Source organism: Paenibacillus sp. FSL R5-192 (assembly GCF_000517845.1).
GTDB lineage: Bacteria > Bacillota > Bacilli > Paenibacillales > Paenibacillaceae > Paenibacillus > Paenibacillus amylolyticus.
On record NZ_ASPR01000066.1, the window covers coordinates 1 to 10,057 of the forward strand.

Here is a 10,057-nt window from a genome sequence, read left to right on the forward strand (position 1 = left end):
ATCCGAATCGAAAAAAATCATTCAAAATCTGGAAAGATAGCGGCGGGGTGATGAAGCCGAAAGAGATTGCAGAAAAGCTGGGCATTACTCCTGAATCAGTCCGAAAGTGGAAATCACTTGATCAATGGGAAGGGAAGATGGCTAACGCTAAACCCGGTGCTCCTCGCGGCAATCAGAACGCTAAAGGTAACAGAGGTGGAAAAGGGGGGCCGTTGGGCAATCAGAAAGCTGTTACACATGGATTGTTCCGTAAGTTCGAGCCGCAAGATCCTGAGTATCTAGAACTCATAGATATCGTTCAGCAAATGGAACCAATAGATATGATCTGGCATAACATCACTCAGGGATTCCGTAAAATCATTTGGGCGCAGCGTATCTTCTTCATCAAAGACAAAGAGGATATGACCAAAGAGTTGAAAAGGGAGAAACCAGGTGAGTATGGAGATGAATACGAATGGGAAATTCAATTCGCTTGGGATAAATACGCTAGTTTCATCAAGGCAGAGGCTACGGTCATGCGTGAGATTAGGGGAGCCATTAAACAATTCCTTGATATTGCACCGCAGGAAGATGAGCGCCGATTAAAACTGGGTCAGATGCAGGCCAAAGTGGAGAAAACTCGCCTTGAGATCGAGAAACTGAAGAACGGTGATGGAGATACCGAGGATGATCTGATCGAAGATTGGGTAAAGGCGGTGGAGTCTGGTGAGTAAAGAGTCTCCACAAACTAAACGCAGATTCGCTGCATTCAAAAAACGTATTCCCGAGTACCGGAAGAATCCGGTTCTTTTTTGCGTGGAGTTGCTGAAATTCACTCCGGACGAATGGCAATCAGAAGTTCTGATGGACATTGCCGGTAATCCTCGTGTCTCAGTGCGATCAGGTCAGGGAGTTGGTAAAACAGGCTTGGAGGCAGCAACAGCACTATGGTTCCTTTCTTGCTTCCCATTTCCGAAAGTTATATGCACAGCCCCGACACGTCAGCAGCTTCATGATGTCCTTTGGGCAGAGATTAGTAAGTGGCAAGAGAAAAGTCCGGTGCTCAAAAAGATACTTAAGTGGACAAAGACTAAGATTTATATGCGAAATTACGAGGAAAGATGGTTTGCTACTGCCCGGACAGCTACCAAGCCCGAGAACATGCAGGGTTTCCATGAGGACTACATGCTTTTCATTGTGGACGAAGCTTCCGGGGTTGAAGATCGTATCATGGAAGCAATCCTGGGCACGCTCTCGGGTGAATTCAATAAGCTACTTATGTGTGGGAACCCAACACGAACCAGCGGAGTATTCTATGATTCTCACAACCGAGATCGTGCTGACTACAATACACATAAAGTGTCCTGCTTGAACAGTCCTCGGACAAGCAAAGAGAATATAGCCATGCTTGAACGTAAATATGGCAAAGGTTCTGATGTATGGCGTGTTCGTGTAGAAGGAGAGTTTCCGCGAGGAGAGTCAGAAACCTTCATTGCATTGGAAGTAGCTGAATTCGCAGCAAAAGAAGTCAGGTTGTCTCCGGTTGGTGACATCTTGACCATTGGCTGTGACGTTGCTCGTTTTGGCGATGATGAGACATCTATGTATGCAGGGATAGGACCAGTAACAGTTGGGCAGCATCATCATTTCAAAAAAGATACAATGGTTACAGCAGGCTGGGTGTTGAACTTAATAAAAGAATTACTGCTGCAGTACCCGGAAGTTGTCTATACGAGAATCAGAATAGATGATACAGGAGTGGGCGGTGGAGTGACGGATCGGTTGAATGAGATTATAGCAGAGGAAGGACTTCCTTATGAAGTTATTCCAATCAACAATGGATCATCCTCTTTGGATGAGCATTATGGGAACCTAGGCGCTGAAATGTGGGCGTATATTAAGGGACTTCTAGAACAAAACATGAGCAATTATATGAACAACGAGTGCGCAGTCTTACAATTACCTGATGATGATGTACTGACTTCTCAATTGACTACAAGAAAATGGTCAATGACCAGTAAGGGGAAAATACTACTTGAAAGTAAGAAAGACATGAAGAAACGAGGATTAAAATCACCGGACAGAGCTGACGCATATGTTCTCACCTTCGGTGAATATTTGCTGGGAGCACCTCAGTCTATAATGCTTCCGTCAATAAGTAGCGTGTCAATAAAAAGATAAACTGAAAATCACATATCCCTATCAGATAATGGTGAAAGTTGAAAAAACAACCTAGGACTCAACCATGCTAAATGGCCCGGCAATAGTCTTTTGACTAAGAACGTGGGAAACGGTAAGATCACCGCTATTTTATTATGAGTTTAAAGTAAGCTGAGCTGTGTTCGACGCCCAGAAAAAAAACAAATGGCAGAGGATTTTATTCGTTCGTAACGATTTACTTCCTTTAATAAGGGAGGTTGTTCTTAATGAGTGAAATTATAATGGCGTTAAATACGCGATGGGAAATAAAAAAAAAGTGGGTATGTGATGTTTGCAACGGAGTAATCCAGTCGGACAAAGACGGAATGCTAGAATGGGATAAAGTTTATAACAAATTGACACCGATTGATATGAGTTCAACACAAAATAACTTCCGGATTGTTCACGGTAGGTGGACTAAACAATGTTTGGAAAATAGATCAGAGGATAATTTAGCAGACGGGCATCTTCACTGGTATACCGTGCCTGACGGACTTAATAAGCTTTTGGGTAAGTTGCTAGAGCCTGGTGTAGGCAGATATTCTTTGGTAACGACAATCAGAAGGTTGCATGTGGACCTTTATGAAGAAGCCCTCACGGTATTGCCTTTCGCGATTGAAGATGGTTACGAAGTAGAGGAAGAAGGATATATTCCGCAAGGAGATATGGATTGGTTGGTTCGTAAATATGGAAAAAAATCTTAATTGAGTATCCTTTGGGATGCTTTTTTTACTGGTAGGTGACTGTTACTAAGAGTATTGTAAGGTCTCATACTACTCAATAAGACAGTGGGACTTGGCTGTCCTGAGTTAATGTTGTCCTTAAATGAGAAACATCAAAGCGTAAGTTTCAGAGGATGGAAATAAGAATTCTTAGTATTTAATTGTCGAATTATGGAATCAAAATAAAGGATTCAGGTTCTTAGTGTCGAATATTACCTCTTCAGAAACACTAAGGAGAGGAGATTCTATGCGAAATAAATTTTCGGGATTCTATCCCCCATCAACAGAGGATTTTGCAAAACTTTGGTCTGAATGTACATTTGTTTTTGACGCCAATACGCTTCTTAATCTTTATAGATACCCAAAGGAATCTAGGGAAGCATTAATCAATATAATGGAAAGTATACAAGATAGGATTTGGATTCCTCATCAAGTAGCTCTAGAGTATCATAAACATATTTATGATGAGATGTTCAATCAGAAAAATGCCTACAGTAAATTTGAGAAGCAATGTTCAGAATCCATTAACAAGCTTATTAGCGAACTTGATAAATTGAGGCATTCAAATATTGACTCTACTCTAATGAAAAATTCATTGGAAGAATGTTTGAAAACTATCAAAGATGATCTGGCAAGTCAGTTGGAGTCACAACCTGAGTTAGACAAAGTAAAAGAAAAATTATCTCAAATAATTCAGGAAAATGTAGGGGACCCTTATACTAAGGAGAAACTCGAAGAAATGTTTATTAAGGGAGAAGAGCGTTATCAAAGCAAAATTCCTCCCGGTTTTGAGGATCAAAAAGAAAAGAAAGATCGAAAAACACTTTTTGATGGGATCATTTACAAAGATGAGTATGGGGATTATATATATTGGAGCCAAATTCTTGATAAATCAAAGGAGGAGCCTATTAAATCAATAATACTTGTTACTGATGACAATAAAGAGGATTGGGTTTTGGAAGTGAAGGGAGAAAAGAAAGGTCCCCACCCTGAACTAATTCAAGAGTTCAAGAAGGAAAGCGGAAATAAATTATTTTACTTATACAATTCCGAACAATTCCTGAAAAACGCTGAAAACCATTTAAAACTTAAGGTTCATTTAGATTCTGATGAAATGAGTGGGGCTATTCAAGGGATAGAGGCATTAAAGAGACTCGATAATGAAAGCTTCATTAGAAATGAATCAATTAAAGATAAAGATGATTTTTTCAATCGTTACCATGATATTCTAGGTGTTGATGGCGAGCAATACCTCACTATTTCAAATAAAATGAAAATGACACCTAATACATCCGTTAAAACTGCGAACGTTGAAATTCTCTTTAATTTAAATAAAGAAATAACTTTTATTGAAAGAACCAGGCTTCGTGACTTTATCACAGATAACTTTAATTTTCATTATAATGTAATTGAAGTAGATACTCATTTATATGAAATCAGCAAGTTTAATTACTCAATATCACTTAATTATTTAATGGAGGACATAGAAATATCTAGAAGAGAAGTTGGGGAATATTTGGAAAGACTGTTGATTCAATTCTATATTGATAGACATTTAAAGATTCTTCATAATTCAGTAAAAGAGTAACGATGTTTTCGTTGCTCTTTTTTTATTTCATTCAGAAGGGTGATTAAATTACTAAAAAAATTCTGTCACAATCAAGGTTGTAAGGTCCTGATAATCCAAGGGAAATACTACGAAGTCCATCACATAAGGAAGACAAGTGGTGTGAATGACCGCCAAGAACGTTCTTGCTAAGCAGGGTTTGCGGCGTGAATCAAAGGAGATTAAAGAGGAAATTGCAGTTTACTGGACAGAAGTAGCGTCGACAAGAATTGAGCAGAGAAAAGGGATTCTGACAGAAAAAAATACCGACCCTAAGGGATCGGTGTGCTCGTGTTTAGTACAATCAAAGAGCTATTTATACCCTTGTTTCGAAGATACAACCAGGGCATTGATTGTGTATGGGTAATTGGGATGGAGTCAAACAGTTTTGTAGTAGACAGATTGTACTAAGAAATAATTTATTGTTCGTGGTGCTTTTTCTTTTGCCTTCATATGACAGAATGTGAGCTGTTCTGAGTTTCTTGACATGAGAACGTCCCCGTTTGCAGGGATCAGTCTATTGAAGAGCGGAGAACAGCGTCTGAGTGAGCCTACGCACACATATGATGGTCAACCAAACGTGGAAACCAACTCAACACAAAGATGAATCTTGACCATTGTCTGTATTTGTCTGATACTGGAAATGTATCTGATGAAAATTATGGGGGAATGCTCAATGGGGAAACCAAAACTTATTCCGTTAAAGCAATGGGTATGTGATTCATGTGATGAAAATATTGATGTTGATGATGGTTTCTTTGAATGGTACAGAGAAGATAGTACAGGTAAAGAGAAAGGCTTTAGAATAGTGCACAACAAGAGTAGATGTCTCTATGATCCTAGGCAACTTTATAGAGATGGAAAATCAAATCTTGATATGAATCTTGACGCCTTTGTGGGTAGAAGAGGACTTGTGACACTTTTGTCCATACTTGATGAGGGAAACATAGAGGATGTTAAGGAATGGACTGAAGTGGTGCGTAGGCTTCATGTAGACTATTACGAAGAAGCCAGAATGTATTGGTCAGAAGCTCAAGCAGATGGTTACTTGGATGGTTCCAATGGAGTAAGTGAATTTTTACCTAGTAATCTCAAAGAATTGATTCAAAAATACGGCAGATAAGGCACCCCTAGGGTGCTTTTTTTGTTGCTACAGAAGCGGATGGAGGGAACATCTATGAACATCAGAATCGTGCCAATCAATCAGATTAATGTAGCAGCCTACAACCCCGAGTTGACATTCAGCCTGGAGACGTTGAATATGAGAAACTTCGCCGTAGCATAGAGGAATTTGGCTATGTGGAGCCGATTGTCTGGAACGAACGCACTGGGATTAGGGTCGGGAGTCATCAGCGGTAAAAAATCATGGATAAATCAAAAATGATACCAGCTCAAATAGGCAAGGATTTTGACGCTGTTTGTCGAATTAATAACTTTGAGGTGGTTAATTGTGGATGAATTAATTCAAAGAATCACAGCATTTAGAGATGAACGAAACTGGGGACAATTTCATAATCCGAAGGATCTTGCAATATCTTTAAATCTTGAGGCGAGTGAGCTGCTAGAGCTCTTTCAGTGGAAGAGCAGTGAAGAAGCAATTGAACAAAATAAAGACAACCTTCAGGACGAATTAGCAGACGTGCTTTATTATGTGCTACTGTTGTGCAACGATCTTGATATAGATCCGAAGGAAGCGCTGCTTAAAAAGTTACAGAAAAATGCCGATAAGTACCCTGTAGAGAAGTCTTATGGCTCAAATAAGAAATATACAGAATTACAGGGGGATAGCAATGAGTAAGGTGATTTTACAGCCATCAGGAAATAAAGATGCTCGAGAACATTATGAGGATACAATTCAGAATCCAGTACCTATCGAAGTATTATCGAAATATCTACCCGAGGAAACTTTAGACCAAGTAAAAACTTTTTACCCAGACGGATTAATTCCAACGTGGGGAGTAACTCCAGGCAAAAACAATGTTAACGTCTCAAAGTGGGAAAAGATTCAAACAGGTGATGTTACATTGTTTTCCGCAAACGGACAGATATTCGCCTCTGGTGTAGTTGTAATGAAATTACGACACAAAGAACTGGCTGCCAAGTTATGGGGTTACGATGGAACGGGTCAAACATGGGAATATGTTTATTTTCTCGATGAGATCAAGCAACATAATATCCCATACATAGATTTCAATCGAACCGTTGGATATGCGGACAATTATATTATTCAGGGGTTCAATGTACTAAGAGAAGAATTAAGCGAACGAATGTTATTATCATTTAATTTGAAAAGTGAAATTTATCTACCAGATGTATCTCCAGAAGAATATGAAGAGGAGGTACTCCTGTTTGAAGATCATGAATCTCTTGACACACATCGCACGGGAAAAGGAAGAAAAGAACAACCTTTCCTTAGAAAACAGCTATTCAAGAATAAAAAAGTAGGGTCATGTGGTATATGTGGAAACCAATACCCCGTTGATCTCCTGGTTGCAGCTCATATCAAAAAGAGATCAAGGTGCTCGAGAGAAGAACGTCTTGATTACAAGAACATTGTTATACCAATGTGTAAATTTGGGTGCGATGACTTGTTTGAGAAGGGATACATTATAGTTGTTAATGGCAAGGTACTTAGAAACACTAAAAAATCTTATACTCCGCATCTATTGGAGAAGGTTATCCAAATTGAAAGTAGAGAATGCCAGCATTGGAACGACAATACTAGAAAATATTTCGAGTGGCATCAGCAAGAGTAGACTATTAAGATCCAATATGAAAGGAAGTTTAAAAATTGTGGAAACTTGAACTTGAACACTCGCCAAGATTGCTCGATTTGGCAACTTTATCGTTTACTCCTCACCTCTCAATACAGTATGATACAGACTTTTCTGAAAGAGAACATTTTTATCTTTATTCTCCTCATCTAGATGAACTTGATTTTCAAAATGAAATTGATAAGAAAGAGGCTCACTATAAAAGTGAGGTACTGTTACTGATTCTGAACACAGTATTAAAACTTTATGGCATTAGATACCGAGTTCTTGCGAGAAAATTAGTTTATGATACCAGTAGAGTTCGTCAAGAAGTGTATATTGGGAATAAAGATCCGATTTTGCATATGGAGCAACTACAGAATCCTTATGTAGCTGTATTAGATAACAACTTTGAAAAGAACATTCCTAAAATAGGAAAAATGATTAATCTTACTTACAGTGAAGTACTGTTTAGAGAGGTAGTGGTTCTATATGGCCTCACCTTAAAAGACTATCTATATCTCTTAGTTAATATGTATAAAATAAGTGAAAATATTGAACACGATTTAAAAAGTTTACAATCTAAGATATCTGAATATGCCATCAATATGGATCCTTTAAATTATGCTTTTCAGCCATTCAGACAAGGTGGGAGAATACGTCATTTTGCTAACACTCGAGCTGGATCAGGCTTACAATCTCGTCATGGTGCTAATAGTAATGTTTTTAATCATTCTAAACCAACAATAAGTGAGATATATGATGGTCTAGAGAAGCTTATAAATGAATGGATAACAGTTAAGTTAGAGATTCTAGAACACAACCATACGTAAGAATAAGAAGATGAGACGAACAATCTAATTTGTTCGTCTTTTTGTTGGGAGTGGTGATGAATGTATGGTATTACAGAGTAAATCCGTAGTAACTTTATAGTAACTCGATGATATTATAAATCCATAGAAGTATGAAGAACTTTAGAAGGTAAGGAAACTTTTCCTGCCTTCTATTTTTATGTCTGGAGGTGAAACATTGAAATGGTATCATAAAGCCATTTATTCATTTGCGAATTCTGTTCTTCCAGCTGCGGTGAAGCGTCAGATGATGGGTTTTGGCAGGATGACCTCGCCAAGATCGTCAAACGGATGGGATATATTCAATTGGCTTCCGAAAAAGTACCAGAGTGCCCATAATATCGATTTGACCAAGCTGCAGAATCACACAGCAGAGGAACTACTTGAGATTCTTGTATCTGTTCATCCTGATATTTCGCATGCGCTCTACAACTTTCTACGTATGGGAGACACGCCACTTACATTTACAGCAAAGAAGCAGAGTGGTAGTGACGACAAGAACGGGCAGAGATCGTTAGATGCAATCAAGAACTTACTGGATTCTCCACTTCCCTCACCTGGTTATCAGCATGGAAGGTCGTTGGACAAGCTTGATACGATTCAGCGAATGATGATTATGGTACGTGGGGCTTGTGCTGGTGAAGTGGTTCTTAACGATCGTTGTAACGATGTGATTGATATCGTACCTGTTGACCCTGCGACGATTTGGTTTAGGAGAGAAGAGGGGACGAATCGACTTATCCCTTGGCAATACATCAAGAATCCACGTCCTCGTGCTGGCGAAGAATGGTTTGGTCAGTATAAGAAGATCGATACGCCGACCTTCATTTATGAAGAGTTCGATCCGATGATAGATGACCCGTATGGGCGAACACCGATATTACCTGTTCTTCAAGCGGTGTTTTTTCATTTACAGGTTTTACAGGACTTGAAGGCAGTAGTTCACAATCAGGGATACCCAAGACTGGATATATCCGTGGTTGAGGAAGTATTACTGAAGAATATGCCTAATCAGTACAAAAACAATCCTGAAGGTCAGCAGAAGTGGTTAACAGAACGCATGACCGAACTCATGAGTCATTTCAACTCCTTGAATCCAGACGATGCGATGATTCATTGGGATAGCGTAAAAGTAGAATACCTGAAGGGTGGCAACTCAGGCCCTATGATTGATATCAAGAAATTGATTGATATCATCGATACGCAGATGGCAACTGGACTGAAAACGTTGCTCACCTTGCTTTCAAGGCATCAAGGTTCCACGGAAACTTATAGTTCTGTGGATACACAAATTTATATCAAGTCTGTAGAGTCCGCCCGGAACGTGACCAAACGTTTCTGGAAGCGGGCTTTTTCTATGTCCGCTAGAGTTCGTGGTGTTCAGACGCTTGTCGAAGCAGATTATGCTCCGATTGATTTGCGTTCTGAGATGGAACGAGAACGAGATTTAAGAGCGAAACTGAACAACTATGTGCTCGCAGAAAAAGAACGTTACATCACGTCTAAGGAAGCCGCTACAGAGGCTAGATGGATCATGGGGCTTGATCCTAACATTCCGCTTGAGCTAGTTGTAGAACTGGAGAATAAGCGCTCTGTTGCACAAACGCAGCCTCCTATCACTCCACAGAATGAGTGAGTTGGCAAGTTTACTATATCAAGGAGGTGAAAAACCAAATGGCAAAACCGTCTGCAGAGCAACTGTCGAAGATTAATCAGAAGGCACTTGTCCCCCTCACCGAAGAACAAGTCCATGTGTTCCAGGCAAGGATCATCGGAACGAAGAGGATTGATAAGTACAAAATGAAAATAACTCCATACTTTCTTCGTAAGATGGCTGATCAGGTTAAAGAAGGTGTGGCACTGCTAGTTGACCACCCATGGCAAAAGTGGGAATCACTCTCTTTCCCATATGGCAGAACCTTCGACAGCCGTATTGTTGAGGAGAAT

9 protein-coding genes and 1 pseudogene are annotated in these 10,057 nt (G+C 39.5%); all 10 read left to right on the forward strand.

What is annotated here, in order from left to right; translation table 11 throughout:
• Positions 1-713 (forward strand): phage terminase small subunit (terS, locus tag C161_RS27435; protein ID WP_156946178.1); only part of this gene is annotated, 713 nt, incomplete at its 5' end.
• The gene (locus C161_RS27440) at positions 703-2,160 is read left to right on the forward strand and encodes a DEAD/DEAH box helicase family protein (protein WP_051449984.1); all 1,458 of its coding nucleotides are present in this window, start codon (positions 703-705) and stop codon (positions 2,158-2,160) included. The genes terS and C161_RS27440, both read left to right, overlap by 11 nt.
• Before the next feature lie 245 nt (positions 2,161-2,405).
• Positions 2,406-2,882 (forward strand): hypothetical protein, encoded by a 477-nt coding sequence (locus C161_RS27445; protein WP_036674190.1) that lies wholly within the window; start codon positions 2,406-2,408, stop codon positions 2,880-2,882.
• Positions 2,883-3,147: 265 nt separating this feature from the next.
• On the forward strand, positions 3,148-4,488 hold the full coding sequence (locus C161_RS27450; RefSeq protein ID WP_036674191.1) for a PIN-like domain-containing protein: 1,341 nt from the start codon (positions 3,148-3,150) through the stop codon (positions 4,486-4,488).
• Between the two features lie 694 nt (positions 4,489-5,182).
• Positions 5,183-5,629, forward strand: a complete 447-nt coding sequence (locus C161_RS27460; RefSeq protein ID WP_036674194.1) for a hypothetical protein — start codon at positions 5,183-5,185, stop codon at positions 5,627-5,629.
• 324 nt (positions 5,630-5,953) lie between these two features.
• Positions 5,954-6,304 carry a nucleotide pyrophosphohydrolase gene (locus tag C161_RS27465; RefSeq protein ID WP_442789439.1) on the forward strand — a complete coding sequence of 117 codons (351 nt, stop codon included), beginning with the start codon at positions 5,954-5,956 and terminating at the stop codon, positions 6,302-6,304.
• Positions 6,297-7,262, forward strand: a complete 966-nt coding sequence (locus C161_RS27470; protein ID WP_036674198.1) for an HNH endonuclease — start codon at positions 6,297-6,299, stop codon at positions 7,260-7,262. The genes C161_RS27465 and C161_RS27470 overlap by 8 nt, the downstream gene beginning before the upstream one ends.
• Positions 7,263-7,297: 35 nt before the next feature.
• On the forward strand, positions 7,298-8,092 hold the full coding sequence (locus C161_RS27475) for a hypothetical protein (protein WP_036674201.1): 795 nt from the start codon (positions 7,298-7,300) through the stop codon (positions 8,090-8,092).
• A gap of 196 nt (positions 8,093-8,288) precedes the next feature.
• Positions 8,289-9,746, forward strand: a complete 1,458-nt coding sequence (locus C161_RS27480; RefSeq protein WP_036674204.1) for a hypothetical protein — start codon at positions 8,289-8,291, stop codon at positions 9,744-9,746.
• A gap of 38 nt (positions 9,747-9,784) precedes the next feature.
• Positions 9,785-10,057: pseudogene (locus C161_RS27485) on the forward strand (hypothetical protein); the annotation flags it as partial.

Bases quoted from the DNA above. Each gene is read 5' to 3' on its own strand.
- C161_RS27460 (WP_036674194.1), top strand. From the start codon at position 5,183: ATGGGGAAACCAAAACTTATTCCGTTAAAGCAATGGGTATGTGATTCA.
- C161_RS27450 (WP_036674191.1), top strand. From the start codon at position 3,148: ATGCGAAATAAATTTTCGGGATTCTATCCCCCATCAACAGAGGATTTT.
- C161_RS27445 (WP_036674190.1), top strand. From the start codon at position 2,406: ATGAGTGAAATTATAATGGCGTTAAATACGCGATGGGAAATAAAAAAA.
- C161_RS27470 (WP_036674198.1), top strand. From the start codon at position 6,297: ATGAGTAAGGTGATTTTACAGCCATCAGGAAATAAAGATGCTCGAGAA.